Annotated in this window: 19 protein-coding genes; all 19 read right to left on the bottom strand. The window is 47.1% G+C overall.

Annotation, left to right across the window (positions count from 1 at the left end; translation table 11 throughout):
* Nucleotides 1-4: 4 nt before the first annotated feature.
* Nucleotides 5-1,213 carry a UDP-N-acetylglucosamine 2-epimerase gene (gene neuC / locus ABY044_RS03800; protein ID WP_373018329.1) on the bottom strand — a complete coding sequence of 403 codons (1,209 nt, stop codon included), beginning with the start codon at nucleotides 1,211-1,213 and terminating at the stop codon, nucleotides 5-7.
* Nucleotides 1,185-2,186: an N-acetylneuraminate synthase gene (gene neuB, locus ABY044_RS03795; protein WP_373018327.1), complete on the bottom strand. Its 1,002-nt coding sequence runs from the start codon at nucleotides 2,184-2,186 to the stop codon at nucleotides 1,185-1,187. Before neuB ends, neuC begins: the two co-directional genes overlap by 29 nt.
* Nucleotides 2,186-3,358: a DUF2920 family protein gene (locus tag ABY044_RS03790; protein ID WP_373018325.1), complete on the bottom strand. Its 1,173-nt coding sequence runs from the start codon at nucleotides 3,356-3,358 to the stop codon at nucleotides 2,186-2,188. The genes neuB and ABY044_RS03790 overlap by 1 nt, the downstream gene beginning before the upstream one ends.
* Before the next feature lie 8 nt (nucleotides 3,359-3,366).
* Nucleotides 3,367-4,017, bottom strand: coding sequence for an acetyltransferase (locus tag ABY044_RS03785; protein ID WP_373018323.1), 651 nt, complete (start codon nucleotides 4,015-4,017; stop codon nucleotides 3,367-3,369).
* Entirely contained in the window at nucleotides 4,010-5,188 is a 1,179-nt protein-coding gene (locus ABY044_RS03780) for a LegC family aminotransferase (RefSeq protein ID WP_373018321.1), read from the bottom strand. The genes ABY044_RS03785 and ABY044_RS03780 overlap by 8 nt, the downstream gene beginning before the upstream one ends.
* Nucleotides 5,181-6,176 (bottom strand): NAD-dependent 4,6-dehydratase LegB, encoded by a 996-nt coding sequence (locus tag ABY044_RS03775; protein WP_373018319.1) that lies wholly within the window; start codon nucleotides 6,174-6,176, stop codon nucleotides 5,181-5,183. The genes ABY044_RS03780 and ABY044_RS03775 overlap by 8 nt, the downstream gene beginning before the upstream one ends.
* A gap of 109 nt (nucleotides 6,177-6,285) precedes the next feature.
* A complete protein-coding gene (locus ABY044_RS03770; RefSeq protein WP_373018317.1) occupies nucleotides 6,286-7,524 on the bottom strand; it encodes a murein transglycosylase domain-containing protein in 1,239 nt (412 codons plus the stop codon).
* Nucleotides 7,525-7,582: 58 nt separating this feature from the next.
* A complete protein-coding gene (gene flgL / locus ABY044_RS03765) occupies nucleotides 7,583-8,617 on the bottom strand; it encodes a flagellar hook-associated protein FlgL (RefSeq protein WP_373018315.1) in 1,035 nt (344 codons plus the stop codon).
* Between the two features lie 4 nt (nucleotides 8,618-8,621).
* Nucleotides 8,622-10,463 (bottom strand): flagellar hook-associated protein FlgK, encoded by a 1,842-nt coding sequence (flgK, locus tag ABY044_RS03760; RefSeq protein WP_373018313.1) that lies wholly within the window; start codon nucleotides 10,461-10,463, stop codon nucleotides 8,622-8,624.
* 54 nt (nucleotides 10,464-10,517) lie between these two features.
* On the bottom strand, nucleotides 10,518-10,973 hold the full coding sequence (locus ABY044_RS03755; RefSeq protein WP_373018311.1) for a rod-binding protein: 456 nt from the start codon (nucleotides 10,971-10,973) through the stop codon (nucleotides 10,518-10,520).
* Between the two features lie 12 nt (nucleotides 10,974-10,985).
* A complete protein-coding gene (locus ABY044_RS03750) occupies nucleotides 10,986-12,086 on the bottom strand; it encodes a flagellar basal body P-ring protein FlgI (protein ID WP_373018309.1) in 1,101 nt (366 codons plus the stop codon).
* A gap of 445 nt (nucleotides 12,087-12,531) precedes the next feature.
* Nucleotides 12,532-13,242 carry a flagellar basal body L-ring protein FlgH gene (locus tag ABY044_RS03745; protein WP_373018307.1) on the bottom strand — a complete coding sequence of 237 codons (711 nt, stop codon included), beginning with the start codon at nucleotides 13,240-13,242 and terminating at the stop codon, nucleotides 12,532-12,534.
* Nucleotides 13,243-13,279: 37 nt separating this feature from the next.
* Nucleotides 13,280-14,071, bottom strand: a complete 792-nt coding sequence (flgG, locus tag ABY044_RS03740) for a flagellar basal-body rod protein FlgG (protein ID WP_373018305.1) — start codon at nucleotides 14,069-14,071, stop codon at nucleotides 13,280-13,282.
* Between the two features lie 29 nt (nucleotides 14,072-14,100).
* Nucleotides 14,101-14,844: a flagellar basal body rod protein FlgF gene (locus ABY044_RS03735; protein WP_373018303.1), complete on the bottom strand. Its 744-nt coding sequence runs from the start codon at nucleotides 14,842-14,844 to the stop codon at nucleotides 14,101-14,103.
* 325 nt (nucleotides 14,845-15,169) lie between these two features.
* On the bottom strand, nucleotides 15,170-16,780 hold the full coding sequence (locus ABY044_RS03730) for a flagellar hook protein FlgE (protein ID WP_373018301.1): 1,611 nt from the start codon (nucleotides 16,778-16,780) through the stop codon (nucleotides 15,170-15,172).
* An 81-nt stretch (nucleotides 16,781-16,861) separates the two neighbouring features.
* The gene (locus ABY044_RS03725) at nucleotides 16,862-17,554 is read right to left on the bottom strand and encodes a flagellar hook assembly protein FlgD (protein WP_373018299.1); all 693 of its coding nucleotides are present in this window, start codon (nucleotides 17,552-17,554) and stop codon (nucleotides 16,862-16,864) included.
* Nucleotides 17,555-17,565: 11 nt separating this feature from the next.
* Nucleotides 17,566-17,976: a flagellar basal body rod protein FlgC gene (flgC, locus tag ABY044_RS03720; RefSeq protein ID WP_373018297.1), complete on the bottom strand. Its 411-nt coding sequence runs from the start codon at nucleotides 17,974-17,976 to the stop codon at nucleotides 17,566-17,568.
* Between the two features lie 34 nt (nucleotides 17,977-18,010).
* A complete protein-coding gene (gene flgB, locus ABY044_RS03715) occupies nucleotides 18,011-18,409 on the bottom strand; it encodes a flagellar basal body rod protein FlgB (protein WP_373018295.1) in 399 nt (132 codons plus the stop codon).
* Nucleotides 18,410-18,892: 483 nt separating this feature from the next.
* Nucleotides 18,893-20,152 (bottom strand): hypothetical protein, encoded by a 1,260-nt coding sequence (locus ABY044_RS03710; protein ID WP_373018293.1) that lies wholly within the window; start codon nucleotides 20,150-20,152, stop codon nucleotides 18,893-18,895.
* Nucleotides 20,153-20,155: the final 3 nt, after the last annotated feature.

Genomic DNA, 20,155 nt, shown 5'->3' with positions numbered 1-20,155 from the left:
TCTCCTAATCACTTAAAGGCGGTATAACGGGCAAATCATAAAAAGGTTTTCCTGCCAAATGACTGGCGGAAAAATGTACAAGTCGATCGCAAATCAATTTGGCACTTTCGCCTTTGCCGTAAACACTGATCTTTTTATCGGCAATTTGTTTTTGTTCCAGACTCAACGCTTTGCGCAAAGCTTGCTCAATCGAATAAGCGGACTCATCACAATCGATGACCGAAGGCGATCGCAATCGCCCCTTTTGCCGGGTTCCGATATTAACCGTCGGTACCCCCACAGCAGGGGCCTCGATGATGCCGCTTGAAGAGTTCCCTACTACTGCATCGGCCAATTTCATCAAACTTAAATATCGTAACGAGCCCAAAGAAGTCGCAAAATGCACCTTCAACGGCGTCAGCTTTACCCAATTTTGAATGAAATCGTTCAAATACCGGCCTTCCGCATCGGCATTGGCGCCGGTCCAGATAACGGTGGCCTCTTCGAAATGCTCCAGGGCCAGACACAGGTTCTCCAACGCCTGAACCCCCTGGGTATTCCCCCAAGTGACGGGATGATAAGTCACTAGAAATACCGGAGAATCCAACGAAAGATTCAAATCAGCCTCTAGAGCCTCTTTGGAGAGAAAATCCAATTTTCGAATCACGTCCAGTCCGGGCGCACCGACATTGAAGACCGTTTCCGGGCGCTCGCCCATCTGTATGACTCTTTTCCGGTAAGATTCCGCCGCAGTAAAATGCAGACTTGCCATTTTCGTGATAGCGTGGCGAATAGCTTCGTCGACTGCACCTTCGGTCACCTCCCCGCCGTGGATATGGGCGATCGGAATGTTCATCAGCAATGCGGCCTGTGCCGCCGCCAGGATCTCATAACGATCGCCGAGCACCAGAACGACATCCGGCTTCAAAGCCTGATAGGCATGACCGAAACCGCTCACACCGCGAGCGACGGATTCAACGACTTCAAGCTGATCGTCCTCAGCCGAGTCCTCAAGCATTTCAACCCGCTGGTCTACCTGAAAACCGTCCGCAAGAATCTGATTGACGGTCATGCCGTACTTTTCGGACAGGTGCGCCGCGCAGGCAATAACCTGCAGCTGCAAAGTCGGCTCCTGCTGAATGCGGGACATGATTCCGGACAAGAGTCCGTATTCCGCCCGGGTTCCGGTCACAACACAGATCTTTTTAACCATCGATGCCTTCTCCAGGTTCATAAACTTTCCGCGCCGACTGCCCGATCAAATCGTCCCACTGCTGGGCGAAACTACCGTGGTCGCTGCGCTTCAAAGTCAGGTTCGATTCGCTGAAGATTTCCCCCTCTGCAATCCGGCGGCTCGCGACAATACGTTTGCGCGCCACGGACTTGTTCGCCTTTTCCGAAGAGGAGGCTATTTTCTCTCCCGTTCCCAGCGCGACTTCGATATGGCGGATTCCCTGCACCATCGCTTTGAGTTCTTGCGGTTCCAAACTGGCTTTATGATCCGGTCCCGGTAGGGTTTTATCCAATGTGAAATGCTTTTCGATCACCTCTGCGCCGAGTGCTACGGCCGCAATCGGGACCTCGATTCCCAAAGAGTGGTCGGACAGGCCTGTGGAAACCTCGAAACGTTCAGCCAGCGTCTGCATCGCACGTAGATTAACGTCTTCATAAGGTGTCGGGTAAGCCGTATTGGCGTGCAAAACCGTCAGATTGGATTTGGACAGGCCTGCTCCAATCAAGGTTTCAATCGCTAAACCGACTTCATCCAGATTGCCCATACCGGTCGATAAGATTGTCGTCTGGTCGAATGCGGCAATTTTTCTCAGATAAGGAATGGAGAGTAGTTCACCGGACGGAATCTTCCAGCGTTTCATTCCCAAACTGTGCAGAAAATCGATACTGTCGTCGTCGAACGCGGTCGACATGAATTCAATGCCTTTTTGTCGACAGTAATCGAACAGTTCCAAATGTGCCTGCTCACTCAATTCCAGACGCTTGAGCATGGCGAACTGGCTCTCTTTGACGCCGGTGTTTTCCGTTTGGTAATCCGCCTGTTCGGCAGTTTCGGTGACCAGGTTCTCGGTTTTGAAGGTTTGGAACTTGACCGCATCGGCACCTGCGTCCACCGCCGCATCCACCAGCTGTTTGGCCATTTCGAACGAGCCGTTGTGATTGACACCCGCTTCTGCAATGATAAAGACGCTCATTACACGCCCCCAACCACTTTTGCAGTGACCGGAAGATCCGTAAAATCAAATTCATAACGACATTCGGAAGAGACATAAGATACACGTGACTTTTCCATAAAATCGTTTCCGGAAGAAACTTGATGGGCCTGTATATGGTCATAAGCCTTCCCAAAGAAAGTCAGCATCGACAAATTCATGCCGTGCGCAATCGTTTTAACATATTGTCCGTCTACATCTTCCGGTTCGATCACTTCCATCTGAACCTTAATACCATTGCCGATCATCTGTCTGGCCATCTGAATTTTATCTTCCGTGGAAGCCACCTTATCGTCGACGGCGTGAATGAAATAAAAATAGGTTTCCGGATGATAGCTAGCATACTGCTCGATCTGCGCTTCGGTGAATGCTCGGATATGAAAACGCTTACCGTCAAAGGTATAGGGTAAATCCTTCTTCAAGGTCCAGGCACTGCGGATAAACAGGTTCAATGTAATGTTGCTGTGCAATTTTTCCTTGAACTCCGGTACGCCGTACTCCCTGCCGACGACATAACCGAAATGCGGCGTAGCCCAAGAAGAGTTATCGAACACGGCACGAAAAGTATTAGGAGCGAATTTCGCCGCCAGATTGGCGATATAACCGCCATAAGACGAACCGACCAGAATCACGTTGTCCACCGGAATTTCCTGATCCTGCAGTACATTCCCCACGGCATTGATGATGTCCAATGCCTGCATGACCCCGCCATTCTGGTATTCGCCTTTCCCCGGCTTCATGGTTCCGGTGATGTTTGCCTGCAAATTGTTTTTGGCCAGATGACCGTTCAAGATTTTAATGCCTTCTTCGACGGAATCTCCCGAAAAAGGAAGCTGGCTTTGCAAAAACAACTTCTCGATCAAAGCGACGTCTTCCCCCTCGTAAACGACGGAGTCTTCGAGTTCGGGGCGGCTGTAAAAACAGTGGTAATCGACCGTCATCGCCGCCAAACCGAACTGTTCAGCCACTTTTCTGCAAAAAACATGACGGTAATCCCCGGCGTCTCCACCAAAGCCGGGAATATACACAACCAATCCCTTCGGGGGCTCTGACGGTTTGACCAGATAATAGTCCGTCTGACGGGAGCAATGCTCGAGGCCAAGTTCAAAGTCGGGCGTGGTGGAGAATTGAACGTTTTCTTCGCTTACCGGCATCTGTTTTCCTATTCCTTGGTTTTAGACATTTTTTGAGCAGGAACGCCCAAATAAGTCCCTTTTTGGGTGACGTCCTTATTCACCAATGCACTGGCTCCGATGACCGTTTCCGACGCCACAGATATTCCCTGCAACAAAGTCGCGCATGAGCCAATCAGACAACGCTCACCAACCTTGCAGTCCCCGTTTACGGTTGCGCGGGTAGAAATGTGGCTGTGCGCTCCGATTTTCGATCCATGTTCAATCGCGGCGTAACTGTTCACGATGCAATTTTCTGAAACTTCAGCCAAATTATTGACCAGAGCATAATGCATGATGACCGTTCCGAAACCAATTTGAACCTGACGAGCCACTCTCGCCAACGGCGAAACAATCACCGGTAAGCGCCCGCCGAAACCGAGCACTTTTTCATAAAGTTTCACCCGGAGTTCCGCTTGTTGCAATTGCCCTACGGTAATCACGCAGTCCGGAGTTTGCTTAATCAGCGCTTCCAAATCGTCGTCCGTACCGACAACCGGATAACCCAAAAAATCCGATTTCTCGACACCCGGCGCTTCGACGATTCCCACAATTTCATACTGCTCCGTGCTTTCTATCACGTCGATGATGGAAGCGCAGTGTCCCCCGCCGCCGATCAAAAGCAAAGGGATTTTAACCATGACACTTCACCCCGCTGGGCAAATTCACGACGCGTTCGGCCAGCCATTCGGTTTGAATCAAATCGCCGCGCAGACAATCTTTGTATATCTCAAGCTTGTGCATCGGCGTCCACAAAGGCCGCGTCTGGATCCCCTTTTCATTACTCTCGGCCAGAAAGCGATCACGCTCAGCCGGATCGTGGAACACAATTCCGTTCAACCAGTAATTCGGCAAGCCTGCTTGTAACCCCCCCATGACCGACAGGCTGGTTAGCCTTTCCCCCAGAGTTCGATACATTACCGCCAACGCCCTCTTTTCTTCCAGAAAATCCGCCAAGCGGCTGAATTGGGCCACCCCCAAAGCTGCATTCAAATTCGGCATTCTCAGGTTATAGGCGATTTCGTCATGTTCGAACAGCCAGGCATGCGGTATTTTGGCGGTGGTACTCAAGTGCTTGGCATGTTTGGCCAACGCCACATTGTTGGTTACCAGCATTCCGCCCCCGCCGGTCGTCAGGATTTTGTTACCGTTGAAACTGAACACACCGACATCGCCAAAGATGCCGGTATGCTGTTCCTGATAAAAAGATCCCAAACTTTCGGCAGCGTCTTCCACCACTTTGATATTGTGCTTATGGCAGATCTCGACAATGCGATCAATCTCGCAAGCAAATCCCAAAGTATGCATAGGCACGCATGCGCGGATTATACGACCGCTGCGCGAATGCACGCACCGGCCGTCGAGAATGCTGGTCTGTTCGTTTAGAAATTCTTCCAAAGCATCGGCGGAGAGGCCGTAAGAGTTGGCATCCACATCCAAAAACACCGGATCGGCCTGTAACATCTTGATGGCATTGGCGGTGGCGACAAACGTCAGGGACTGAGTCAATACCAGATCGTCCGGCTGAACACCGACCACCTTCAACCCCAGAAACAACCCCATCGTGCCGTTGACCACCGCCACCGCGTGTTTGGCTCCGGTAAAATCGGCCATGAGTTGTTCGAATTCGTCCACATAACGCCCCACCGATGAAACAAAGGTGGAATCGATGCAATCGTTCAGAGTTTGTTTTTCAGGCTCGCCCAGACAAGGAGCGTGCAACGGAACAAAAGCATCGGTTCCGTAATGCGCTCTGACCGCTTGAATGATTTCATGGATTTCGTTGGAGGTCGCCGACAAAGACTCAGACATTATAGATATCCGCTTTGTAACGCTTCAGGTTTTCAGGCTGGGTAAACCAGTCGATGGTTTTCGACAGACCTGTTCGAATGTCGTTTTCCGGTTCAAATCCGGTGAGTTCACGGATGACACTGTTATCACACCATAAGCGGAACACTTCGGAATCTTTCGGACGCAAACGCTGTTCGTCCTGAACAAACACCACGTCGCTGCCCATCAGCTCTTTGATTAGCTCCAAGGTATCCTGAACCGAAATTTCGTAATTGGAACCGATATTAACGGTCTGACCGACCGTCTGATCGGACTGAGCGATCGCCATCATCCCGCGACAGGTGTCGGTCACGTAGTTGAAATCACGCGTCGGTGAGGTATCGCCTAGTTTGATCTCTTTCATGCCGTTGGCGATCTGCGAAATGATGGTTGGGATTACGGCACGGGCTGACTGTCTCGGACCATAAGTATTGAATGGTCGGGCAATACAGACCGGCATTTCAAACGCATTGTAATAAGACATCGCCATGGCATCCGCACCGATCTTGCTGGCACTGTAAGGCGACTGAGGCTGTACCGGATGTTTCTCGTCGATCGGCACATACTGGGCAGTACCGTACACTTCCGAAGTCGACGTGTGCATGAAACGCTGCACGCCGTTTTCCAGACAGGCCTGTGCCATGTTCAAAGTACCGTTGACGTTGGTTTCAACGTAGGAATTCGGTGCGATATAAGAGTACGGAATGGCAATCAAAGCGGCCAAATGAAAGACTGTATGGCAATCCTGGGTGATTTTCTTGCACAGGAAAGGATCGCGGACATCACCGCTGACCACTTCGATTTCATTGATGACCGGACTTTGATCCAACCAGCCCCAGTCGTTGAACGAGTTATAGAGCGCCAAAGCGCGTACCTTCGCACCGGCCGCCACCAGACTTTCCACCAAATGAGAACCGATGAAACCGTCTGCACCGGTAACCAAAACTTGTTTCCCTTGCCAATAATTCATTTCACGCCAACTTCTATTTTAATTTTAATTCTTTGTTCTTAAATTCCTGCCGGCCATAACAGACTAATAAATTACTCTTCAAAAGCCGGTTAGATGCAATCGATAACGCTTAAACTTCAAAAATTGTTCGGTATTTATTTTTTGCTTTCATCACCTTGTCTAGATAGCGTCGGGTCTCGTCCGATTGATGTTCAAACCGTAACTTACGATAAACCTGACGAGGGTGCAAGCGATTAATATACTCGATCGCCCTCTCTTCCGAATCGCCGAAAAGTTTAAGTACCGTCGACAAACCTCCATTGTATGAAGCGATCGCCAATAACTCTTTGTTGTCTTTGTTACGCACCTTATCCAAATAATCATGAGTCAACAAGCCTAGATACGCGGTTCCCATGCGGATATTATTCTTCTCGTCAAACAGATCCTTGCGTGAAGGGGACCCCTCTTTCAAATCGATATATTGATAAACATCCCTACCGGCCGCTTCCGGCTTTAACTGCATCAACCCCAATGCGTTGGAACGGCTGACGGCATCGGGTTTAAAACCGCTTTCTGTTTCCATAATCGCAAACACCAACGCCGGCGATACATCGAATTTTTTTGCATAGTCGGTTACCCAATCCTTATACAGACTGACCGGCTCGGGATAATTAGGATCAACCAAAGGAATATGAACGGCAACAAACTCGCCCTCTTCATCCTTAATGGTTTCCGAGAATTTCGAGTTCAATAGATAGTCGGCATACTCGAATGCCTTTGCTGGATAACGGATTGGCCGACGATTCTGATCAAGAACTTTCCGGTATAAATAAGGAATGTCTTTAAAGGCTAACGCCTGAGAACTTAATAGATCTTCGGAAAACGGTTGATCGCTCAGCAATAATCGCGATATAGCACGCTTCATATCACGTAGATTAGCGACGGCTTTAGGAAATTCGACGATTAACTCGTCGTCATAAATGATAACGGTAGGCTGGATTACGGTAAGGCTGCTTTCCGCTGTTTGAGTGCTGATCGGACTTTCGGAAACTTCTGTCTCCGGGCTTTGAACGTTTAAAACATCTTGCGCCCGACTCAACTCTCTATCGGTTTCAACGGCTTCAGGCACGACACTTTCGAATGACGTTTTTTTGACATCTTCAACTTCGGAAATCGGAACCGACTTAACCTTCATCGGATCGTTGCTGACCATTCGCATCCCGGAACTCACAAATGGTTGATTTACCTGATTATTCTTTGAATAATTCTGGTATTTCATCCAATTTTCAAAACCTGAAAACGCACCTCCCGCTATCAACAACAGCAAGAAAGACGAGATCGAAATGGCAACAGACATAGGTACTTTCACAAAAAAACCTCCATATAGGAGGTTTTTAGCAAAACAAAGGCCAACTTAAAAAATCGAATTATCTCAGGTAGTTAAATAGAGTCATCCCTTGTACCTGACTGAACACTTGCTGTGCAATACTCAAAGCATTTTGGTTTTTTGTCAAATCCGTAATCCCTTTTAATGCATCCGCATCCTCAAGTCCCGAACGTCGCTCTTCAAGAGCCATCTTAAAGGATTCACCGGTATCATATTGCGTCTGGATTCGGTTCTGTCTCCCGCCAATCTCGGCTCTGACTTGAGATAACTGGGTGATCGAACTATCGATATCTGAGATTACCGACTCCGGAGGCGGCAGTCCAGCGGCCAAAGCATTCTTAAATTCAACTAAAACGTTCAAGATATTGGCATCCTGAGTACCGGTTCCGGAAAAGGTAGTCTGGACATTCGGAACCTGGAAAACTTTATCTCCGTTATCGGAAACGCGAACACGGCTCGGATCACCAAAATCATCCGGATTTACCTTGTTATCTGCATCAAAACCAATCTGCACAAATCGCGAACCGTAATTTGCCAAAGGATCGTACACTGCCGACCCGTCCGTCGCTACTTGACCAATCGCGTTAGTGCTACCGATGTAGGCAAAGTAGCCGGGGTTGTTCGGGTCTTCGACGAACGCCAATTCCGCATTGACGCTGTTTCCGGCAAACAACTTCTCGCCTTCCGAGTTAGTGTAATTCATCATATTGCTAACTTGATCGATGATCTGTCCCAACTCTTCGGCCGTCGCTTTGCGGTTATCGGCATTGTAGGTATCGTTGAGCATCTGAATCCCCAACTCGCGCGCTCTTTGCAACGAGCTGACGGTGTCGGTAATGGCCGTCTCTTCCTGAACCAACTGGGTTTTTGCAAACGTGCCATTTTTCGCATATTGTTCGATGGTGCTGATCATACTCTTCAGACCGTGAATTTGACTATTTGCAACCGGATCGTCACTTGGATTATTGACCCTTTTTCCCGAACTCATTTGCAACTGGGAGTCCAAAACATTTTTCTGGTGCGTTTGAATTGCACTCAGCCCCTGGCTGTGGAACATATTCGTTGAAATTCTCATTCTATTATCCTCTCACCGCACCCAATAGGGTTTGAAAAATACTTTGCGAAGTTGCAATAATCTGTGCCGCCGCCTCATAGGCTTGCTGAAACTTCATCAGGTTCGCAGCCTCTTCATCCAAACTGACCCCAGACAGGGAGTCGCGCTGATTCAGCATTTGTTGATGAACGTTGGTTTGCGCAGTCAACTGAATTTCCGAACTACGCACATACATCCCGGCATTACTCGTCATTTTAGCAAAACCGCCCAAAATAGTTTCGGTTGCCGCGCCGTTATTATCCGCCAACAAGATTTTTTTCGACTGTAAATTTGCCATATTGGCAATATTAACGTTGTCCCCGTAAGCCGCCGGAGCAGGCACTTCGTCATTTAAAGAACCGTCATTATTGGAGTCGATCTGGCTTTGACCTCTGGAAGCGATCAAATCCGAATCGGTGATCAACGTCTCAAATTGCTCCAACATATCTTGATGCGGTTTGACGATAAAACGATCGCCGGCCGCGTAGGTACCGCCGTCGGCCTTAAACTCCAAACCATCAATTATGGACGGATTTAAAGGGTCGTTTGCAAAAGAGCCTAACACCACGCCTTCGTTCTGACGATCATAAACATCGAAATTACCCGTCGTGCCGTTATAGATCATCAAATATTCTCTCGGCTCCATTTCACCGATTGCATTGATGGCATTATTAAAATACTCTTCCTTATCACCATAAGTCGCCGGCTGAGTGGCCGGCGTATAAGGCGGTTCGCCGTTAAACCCGGCGGCCGGCTGTGGCGGGTTAAACGTAATGGCGATTCCCGTTCCGTCATCCGACGCGATATCATTGTTGATATTTTTGATGGCCGTCGACGCCAGCGGTTGAAACAAGCTGGTACCTGCATCGCCGTTTAAATCGTAACCTTGATAATGTTGCCAGTTCATCGACGCAACAAAACCGTTCATCGTCAACCCTAATTCATTCTGGGCCACATCCAACATATTCGATCTAAAATCCAATACGCCACCAAGCTGTCCACCGGAAATTTTGTCGCTGATGACCTTTTGCTCTCCGCCAAGCGTCATGTACAGCTCGATACGGTTTTCATTGGAATAAGGTCCCAACTCAGCCTTAAGCTCGGTGATGGTATTATCGCTCAATAAAGGAAGCTGCCCGTTGGCGGTGTGAATATCGATACGCCCGCTTTCTTGGTAAAACGTCTTGATGCCAATATAACCACTCAACTCCAAAATCGCTTGATCGCGCTGATCCAACAAGTCATTAGGCGGTTGAGATCCGTTATCGAATGCTCTTTCAACCTGATCGTTAATCGACTGTATGGTCTGTAAACGATCGTTGATTTCGTCCGCCATGCTTTTAATTTGGCCGTTTACCTGCTCCTGTGTATCGGAGAACACGGTAGTAAGATTGTTCAAGTGGCTTTCGATATTGCCCGCTTCGTTCAACATCATTTGACGACTGGTACCTGAAGTCGGATTATCGGCCACTTCCTGCAAACTGTCGAAAAAGCTTTGAATAAATGTCTGTACACCGTCTTCACTACTGGAAACGATCCCTTCCACCTGCTGTGAAAGCTGCAATTGTTGATCGTAACGCTCTACGGATGCATTACTTGTGTTTAGCTGTCGCTGAATGTAGTCAGCCTGAATACGCATGACCGTATCGACATAAGAACCGGCACCGCTGAATTTAACGCTAGACAATCCGGGAGCGCTGCTCATTATCTCAGCTCTTTGACGGCTATAACCGTCCGTGCTCACGTTAGCAATGTTATGACTTGTAACGTCTAATGCAGTTTTATATGTATTGGCTGCACTAGAACCAATCGACAGCATATCAGCCATATCAAATTCCTTTTCTGGTCAATCTTTGCGCTTTTTCAAATGACAGTTCAACGCTTATTTTATTTTTCTTAAAGCGAGTGCCTGCTCTGTCGTCGGTAATTCTTTATGATCCATTTTCGGATTCAACGCCCCGTCTCTAGGGGATATTCCATCCCATTTTGACACTTTTTGTTCACGAGGGGCAAGCTGCTCAACTATTTTATCGGCAAATCCCAAGGTTCCTTTAGCAGAAAGATCTTGAGATAACTGTTTATCGTACCAATCTTTATAAAAATCACCGTCGCTGCCGTCAAGCCAATTATCGTCAAAGCTTACTTTGCGCGCTTCCTTTAAGACCTCTTGAACGAACAAAGCCTCAAACTGTTCCGCCACGGGACGCAAAGCCGCCCGCTGATCTTCACGGGCTTGTTTTTTTAAATCGTTTAGAGCACCGACGTCCGCGTAGTTGTTATAGCTTTTAGGCAAAGCCGATTGATTGGGAGCAGCCGTTAATATGCTTGAATCACTCATCTCGAATCCACCTTAAATAATCATCAATTCCGCTTTAAGCGAACCGGCTTGTTTCAACGCCTCTAATATAGCGACCAAATCTCCCGGTGCCGCGCCAACTTTGTTGACTGCTTGAACAATATCATTCAACGAAACCCCTTCCGGGAATTCGAACATGCGACCACTTCCGGTCGAGGAAACGGCAACATTACTGTCAGGCGTTACCGCGGTATTTCCTCCGGCAAATGGATTTGGCTGGGAAACATCGCTCTTTTCGCCAATCCTGACCACCAACCCGCCATGGGTAACCGCCGCCGGACTGACACGAACATGTTGTCCGATAACGACAGTACCGGTTCTGGAATTCACAATGACTTTGGCCGCTTCTTGACCCGGCGTCACATCAATATTTTCCAATACCGACAAAAAGGCCACTCGCTGATTAGGCAAACGCGGAGCCATGACTTCAATCGATTCTCCGTCAACTGCACTGGCCGTCCCATCACCTAAAACCTCATTAATAGAATTCACCATATTGGTTGCGGTAGTGAAATCGGCATCTTTAAGATTCAGAGTAATCGTATTCCCCAAGTCAAACCCGGTATTGACCGTTTTTTCGACACTACCGCCACCCGGAACTCGACCGACACTCGGGATATTGATCGTAATACGGGAACCGTCGGCACCGCTTGCATCCAAGCCGCCGACAACCAAATTCCCTTGCGCCAAAGCGTATACGTTACCGTCCACCCCTTTCAACGGGGTTAACAATAAAGTCCCGCCGCGCAAGCTTTTCGCATTCCCTAAAGAAGAAACCGTCACATCGATTTTTTGACCCGGTTTAGCAAACGCCGGTAAATCAGCATGCACGGCAACCGCAGCGATGTTTTTCGAATTCGTTTTAACGCCGGCAGGAACATGAATACCAAACTTATTAAGCATGCTTAACAAACTTTGCTCGGCAAAAGGCGTCTTATCGCCCGAACCGTTCAACCCCACTACAAGACCGTAACCAACCAGTTGGTTAGTTCGTACCCCACCGACATTTGCCAAATCTTTTACTCGTTCGGCAAAGCTTTGAGTGCTCCACATAAGCAACAGCGTCAAAAAAATGACTAGTTTTCTGGTCAACATAAACTTTCTCCCTAAGTGTCGAAATTACGCCTGTTGTTTGGCTATTTGCCGTGTTATTGGTGTTTTATTTATTCAACAGACGCATCTTTTTTACGTTTGCAATATGCATAGCAGAGGGCGTGCCAAACTGGCATTTCAGTATCGATTATGGCAAATCCATCTTTAGCCGTTAAAAATGACGTTAAGAAATCGATCAACAACCACTTAAATAAATAGAATCAAACTAAATAAAAAAGCCGATTCAATCGATCGGCTACAGATAAGAAAAGAAAAAACCGACCTGCAAAAAGGAGATGTATAAAAACAGGCCGGTGTAAAAAGGTCTTTTCCCTCCACAAAATCCGCAACGCAATCAAAACATCGCGAATTTCTGTCCACTCTTTTCGGACGGCGAAGGAAAATTTAAAAACGGATTATAACAATATCTTTGGATTCAAACACTAACCTAAATCGGCCAATATTTATTCATCCATCGAGTCAAAGCACTCGGACGATTCGTATCTCCCGATACGCCTACATCTTTATAAACTAAACGCACGTCCGCGACCTTGGTCGAATCGATGGTATTATCCGGACGAATGTCTTGCGGACGAATAATTCCGGCAAATTGAACCAACTCGTCACCTTCGTGAATGGTCAAACGCTTTTCGCCGCGAACGACCAAGTTACCGTTGCTAATAACCTCAATCACGGTCACGGCGATCGATCCAGTCAAACTTGAATTCTGCTTAACATCACTCTTACCGGCAAAGGTACCTTTTGAACCATAACCAACACCCAAAGTTCCCAATTCGGATGCCACTTGACCTGCGCTACGACCAAAGATGTCCAATGGGGTACTCACCCCGAAATCCTGACTATTCGATTTATTGTATTTCGCTTCGTCTTTTTTCTTGGCATCAAATTTTTCGGTCAAGCTAATCGTAATAATATCGCCGATACGGTGTGCTCTCGAATCGTCGAACAAGGTCATACCGCCCGCCTGATAAAGCGACCCGTTCTGAGTCTGAACCTGCTGAGGGATATTCGTCGGATAGCTCGGTTCGAAACTCATATTTTCGATTCTTTCCGGTGTCGTGCTGCACCCCGCCAACACCAACGAAGACAATATCGCCAGCCACCCGGTTCTTTGCATGCGTTTTATAATGGTATTCATCTCACTACCCTCTTATCACTTCTGGTCAATTTTATGATTATGTATTATTGTTCAAGTACTGCATCATGCCATCGGCTGCAGAAATCGCTTTAGAGTTCATCTCGTAAGTTCTTTGCGCCTCGATCATACCGATTAGCTCTTCCACCGTATTAACGTTTGAGGCTTCAAGCGAGCCCTGCAAAACGCTTCCCGCTTCCGCGGTTTCCGGGTTGTTAACGTTCGGTGCCCCACTTGCAGTCGTTTCGGAATAGAAGTTTGCTCCGATGGATTCAAGCCCGGCCGGATTAATAAATGTTGCCAATTCGATCTGACCGACCTGATTCTGCTGCGTCTGTCCCGGCTGAGTTACATAAACCGCACCGTCACGACTAATGGAAATGCTCGTAGCATCCTGCGGGATATTGATATTCGGTTCCAACAAATAACCGGAAGAAGTCACCACATCACCGTTCTGGTTAACCTGGAAAGAACCGTCTCGGGTATACATCAGGTTACCGTTGGCATCCAACGCCTGAAAGAAACCTTTTCCTTCAATAGCGATATCCAACTGGTTATCGGTCACCATGATGTTACCCTGAGTATGAATTTTCTGAACTCCGATCGCCTTTACACCCGTCCCCAACTGCAAACCGGAAGGCAAAGTATTGGCTTCGTCTTGCGTAGCTTGAGCACCGGGCTGACGGACATTCTGATACATCAGATCATCAAACTCAGCGCGTCCGGCCTTGTAAGCGTAAGTATTCGCATTCGCCAAGTTATTCGAAATGGCCGCCAATCGGAATTGCTGAGCCTCTAAACCGGTTTTTGCAACATATAATGCTCTATTCATGATATTTACCTACTACTTATTTATCTCAACTAACTCAACGATAAAATTTGATCAGACTTCTGTGCGTGCGTTTTCGCAATCGACATCATCTTGACCTGCATTTCATACTTGCGCGAAAGTTCGATCATATTTACCAAAGCCTCTGCCGTATTCACGTTACTGCTTTCCATAGCGCCCGAGACAACTTTTACGTTCCCTTGAATCAATTCCGGAGACCCGGGTACTTGACGAATAAAACCGTCCTCGCCTTTTTCCAGATTTTTAAGATCCGGTTCAACCAAACGAAGTTGATCCAATACCACCAGCTCATTACTCGGCGACCCTTCGGGAACGATCGAAATGGTTCCGTCGTCACCGATCGTAACGTTCTTGGACGGCGGAATATTGATCGGCACACCGCCGGTATTCAAAATCGGATTGCCTTTTACATCCACCAAATCTCCGTTAGCGGTGATCTGCATACTGGCGGTACGCGTATAGGCTTCGTCGCCTTGCGGCGTTAAAATGGCTAAAAAACCACTGTCTTTTGTCATCACGTCCAGTTCGCGCCCCGTCACCTTTAAGGCACCAGGCGTGAAATCCGTTGCAGGACGTTCGTCCAGACTATAAGTCCGCGACTGCCAGCCCGGCCCCTGAACATGCTGGGCTCTAAATTCATTAAAGTCCTGCTTAAATCCATCCGTGTTGGCATTTGCTAAGTTGTTGGCGTTATTTGCTTGCGACAACATAACTTCCTTAGCACCACTCATCGAGATATACAGCATGCGATCCATAATGATTCTCCCAGCGAAAGATCGATTCCAGTCAAAATAGAGGTCGAGAAAATCAATTTCTAAAATTAACCTTCCCAACCGAAAGAACACATTCTTTAAGTTCTAACGACTCTGAAATGCGTCTGTTTTCCTTTGTGTGTTAGCGTTTTGACACTTATTTTTATTTCGATAGGTATTGAGCATAGTCCGTGCCAACTTTTACAAAAAGTTTTTCTAAAGTATTCAGAAAACGGCCGATAAACTTATATGGGTAAATATTGCCAGGGCGGCAAAAAGGCCGGCAAAGGATTTGCCGGCAAGACCAGAAAAAGGTTTAAATTGATTATTAAAGTTGTAGGATAGTTTGAGTCAATGTCTGAGAGGTAGAAATGACTTGCGCAGAAGCTTGGTAAGTTCTTTGAGTTTGAATCATATTTACCAACTCGCTCGCCACATCCACGTTCGAGTACTCAAGCGATCCGGCGTTGATTGACCCCATACCACTGGTTTCAGGCTTCGCCAATTGAGCCAAACCGGAATCGAATGATTCGGCGTAAGTCTGTCCGCCCAATTTCTGAAGTGCGTTCTTATCCGAGAAGTTCGCTAAAGCCAACTGTGCAACCGGTACCGAACGGCCGTTTGAATAACGCGCTTCGATCACACCGTCAAGACCCGTATTCAAACCAACCAAGTCCCCTACCGAATAACCGTTCTGTGACACACCGCGCAAACTGTAAGTTCCGGCGAACTGAGTCATGTCACCCAAATTGGCGTCGATATTCACAATCGTTGAAGCATCGTTTGGATTCCCTAACGGATCATTGGCACCGGTTAACGGAGTATCGATAATGAAATCTAACTGAGGCTGCGTACCAACGGTCTCCCAACCTGAAGCACCACCGTTAACGATATCAGGCAACGGCGAATTAAGGACATCCTGACCTACGATATTCGTCGGATCGTAAGTTCCACCCGCTGCCGTAACCGGCATTCTGACGTCGATCAAGTTACCGCTGGTATCGTATCTTAATTCAAAAACCTGCCCCTCTTCAGTGGTTGCAGTAGGAGGAACGGCTGTCTGATCCGCACGGTGACCGCTTGTTTCCCATTGACCGGTCGTTTCATTGTAATCCTGCATCGTATATTGCACGATCCAACTGGTGTACTTAGTATCCCCCGTACCCGCTGCTACCGCTGTATAAGAGTCGGTTGCCGGCACATAGGTTAAATCGGAATTCGTCACAGAAACGACATCCCTTTTGTAGAAGTTAGCCGTTAATCGATGCTCGCCACCTAAAGAGTCGTGAATGATCTTATTGGTCGAGAAATCCGGAAAACCGTCGTAAGGGCCTGCCGCCGTATCGATATCCACCAACTTATCCAAGTTAGCCGCCGTATCGTTACCAACGGAAACACCCGTTACAGGATCGATATTATTCGCTTCTTCCCCATCCAGGTTAATGTCGAAGTTCATCTCGTCTGTCGCTTTAGGTGTTTTATTCAACTCATCCAAATCAATCGAGCTTAATGTTGTATCGAAAACAGGATTGGTTTCGGTCGAAAGCGCCAAATTTAACTGATAACCTTGAACCTTGTTGCCTTCCTGGTCCGTCAAATAACCGTCTTTATCCAGCTTGAAGGATCCCTCTCGCGTATAGATATTACCGTAACGCCCGGTCTGGTCTTCCAATACAAAAAAGCCTTCACCATCGATTGCCATATCTAAATCGCGACCGGTACCGTTAATGGTTCCTTGTCCGAAATCTTGCGTGATCGCTGCGACACGCGCTCCGTTACCCGCGGTATTCTGGGCACCCGAAAACATATCCGCAAATTCAGCACGTGAACCTTTAAAACCGACCGACTGCGCGTTGGCCAAGTTATTTGAAATTACACCTAACCCCGTAGATGCCGCGTTGATACCACTTAAGGCATTTAAATCGAATGATACACCCATGTCTTTCTCCTACTGCCTGATTAAATCAGAAATATGTTTTGCTATTAAATAAAGCTATAAATCAAAAAAGTTTTAATTCCGTTAGCCGCTAATTTCCCTTACCGCATCCATTGCGACGCGCTCGCCGGTTGCCAAGGTCAAAGTGATTGAACCGTCGGTATTGATTCCAACGCTATTCACCTTTGAAGGCACAACCGTATCAACGGATTTGATATCGCCGTTTTCATCGGTTCCGTAAGCGGTTAAAGAGTAAATTCCATCGCCGCGCTCCACACCGACGTTATCTAAACCGTCCCAGCCGACAATATCCTCACCTTCCTGCAAAGTACCGACATAAAGTTCTTTAACTACGCCGTCTTCGTCGCTAATAACCACTTTAACGTCCGTCAAAGGCTCATCGGTACTTAAACTAAACTGAGATTCTTGCCCCTGAGAATGGGAAAAATCTTCTCCGTTTACCTGAACGCTTTTACCGATCAACGATGCACCCTGTAAGGTTTGCATGTTTTGAAAACCGGTTGTCAACGCCATAATCGATTCCGTCATTTTATTGGTCGATTCCAACTGACTCATTTGCGTCAAATCGGTGACAAAACTGGTCGGATCCATCGGTTTTGAAGGATCCTGATTCTGCATTTGAGTCGTCAACAACATCAAAAAGTCTGCTTGACCAAGCTGGTTGCTCGGTGCAGAAGAAGACGAATCCGTTTTCTGCTGCAATGCAGCCACATAATCGGAACTATTGGTCGAAACTTCCGGTATATAACTAGCCATGATTCATCTCCTTACTTACCAAGCTGGATCGTTCTTAACAAAAGCTGTTTAGAGGTATTCATCACCTCGATATTGGTTTCATACGAACGCGAAGCCGACAGCATGTTCGCCATCTCTTCAACCACATTGACATTAGGGCGGTAGATATACCCTTCTTCATTCGCCATAGGGTGGTTCGGGTTGTATTCCATTTTGAGCGGTGCCTGACTTTCGACGATTTCCTTAATACGCACCCCGCCTTTCGGCTCGTTGGTGGCGCCGTCCAGAATCGTCTGAAAAACGGGCTGTTTTGAGCGGTACGTTTCATCCTTATTGGAACTAACACTGTCCGCGTTCGCCATATTGGAGGCGACAGTATTCAAACGCACTGTCTGCGCATGCATCGCCGAAGCGGAAATATCTAAAATATTAAACATGGACACTTTTCGTCTCCTCCAATCAAAAATTCATTAAGGCTTATTCGCCGCGTAAAGCACCACGAATGCCTGAGATCTTAGAATCGATAAATTCCAACGTTGCCTGATGTTGCATGGCGTTTTCCATGAACTTAGCCTTCTCGACATGCGTCTCTACGGTATTGCCGTCCAACGAAGGTTGCGTCGGCACGCGATACTTCAAAAAGCTTTCGGTCGTTGCATCTGCAAATCCGCTAATATGACGAGAATTGGTTTTCATCAAATCCGGCTTGGACTGAGATAAACTCTCCTGCGCCTGCGAAATAGCCTGACGAAAATCAATATCTCTGGCTTTAAAGTTTGGCGTATCTGCGTTTGCCAAGTTATTCGCCAAAACCTCACCTCGCGCCGTTCTAATTTGTAGCGCGCGTTCATGAATACCAAAAATTGACTCTGCCATAACGACTTCCTTTTTACTTTTTGCAATGTTTTCGAACTACCTCTATTGCCAATTCGAAACATTCAAAATAATCGTCTTTCTTTGCGAAAAGATTTAGCAATACGAATGCCAATCCCACAAAAACTTCCGTTTTTTTCTCAAAAAAAGCTAAAGTTTTTAAAAATCGGCCGAATACTGCCCTTTTCACGAAACTTTAGCGTTAGTTAAAATAAAGCTAATTCTTAACGGAACCGACGAGGTCAATTTTTTGACAATCATAAGCGGCAAGAACAGTCGGCAAAAAAAACGACAAGTAAGAAAGTGAAAACGATTTATTCAAAGCGAAGTTCTTAAAGAACGTTTTCGGCAGAGGGGCCTCTGGAAAACAAGTAAATGAAATAAAGGGAAACTAAAAGGAAAGAGAAGATAAGAAGCATTTAAGCTTCAATTTAAATATAAACAGACTATGACATAAATCTGGGAAAAGCCTTAATTGAGAGAACTCTACCAGGCTTTTACGATATCCCCGACTTGAACCACGCCTTTTTTGGCAACCATCTCGGCAACGGCGAAACGCGGCAAAATACGTTTGATCCGGATGAATGCGCTAGGCGTTTCATCCATCCCCAAATCGACGCCCTGAAAACGCACGGCACGACCGTTTCGGGCATACACAGCCAACTCATCGCCGACTTTAGCACCGGAGTCGGCACTTAAAAATAAAACGTATTCGTTATTTCGAACATCAATAACTTGCGTTTCCAATGGCTCGCAACGCAAACTGGAAACCACATCCTGAACCTGCTGATTCAACAAAGCATGAAACGCAATCCCGGTATCGGTCGCAAAAAACGCATTACTACCAAACGCACGATCTCGACCGACGCGTACGTCGCCTTTCACATCGAAACCGGCTCTTTGCTGATAAACCAAAGTTCGCTTCATCAAATCGACCACATACCAATCCACTTCGATGTAACGGGTGTCCGGTTTAACTTCTAAATCATAAAAACGTTTAACTTTATTCCAATACGGATGATCTTCCGCATGTGCGGAAACAGAACGTAATACCGACATCAACAAAAACTGGGCACCGGTACGGTCACGAACAGGTTCTAATAAATCTTTTGAAAGGTTCGGGGTAATGACACCCTGCTCGTCAATACCGACCTGCGAATCCAGCATGGTAAGATTACGATAACCTCTATTCAACAATCGACGCTGCAGCTCAACCTGATAGCCGGGAATAATATTGGAAATATCACGTGCCTGATAACTCTTGGCAACCACTAAAGGCGCAATCGCCAAACGTGTTTGATACTGATTACCCGATAGATTTTCACACACCTTCGGATCTTCGGTAAGACACACATTCAACTTAACTTGATAATGCAAAGGCCCCTTTTTCAACTCACCGTATTCACCGTAGGGTTCTTCCAATCCCTCTTCTATCACTTGATAGCCTTTTACCTTACTATGCGAAGTAAAACGGGTCGCTTCTCGGGTCAATTGAAAGTTTTCGATCGATTGATCGGATGAAATAGTGACGTTGTTCTGTATACCCGCAAAGGTCAAGGCATTACGAATCGCCATTTGTCGGGCAAACGCTTCATCCACATTTTCGGTTGAGGCAGACCCCGTCACGGTGACACAATGTTCCTGTTCGGGAGAAAAAGAGCTCGACGACGAATCCTCGGCAGCAAAACATAAAGGGGAGCCTGCAAGCAGACTGATTAATAAATAACCTTGCCACCTAAGCTTCATGCC

Source organism: Thiomicrorhabdus sp. (assembly GCF_041583835.1).
Classification (GTDB): domain Bacteria; phylum Pseudomonadota; class Gammaproteobacteria; order Thiomicrospirales; family Thiomicrospiraceae; genus Thiomicrorhabdus.
The sequence above is the reverse complement of the archived record's forward strand: the minus strand, read 5'-3'. Positions and strand labels throughout refer to the sequence as shown.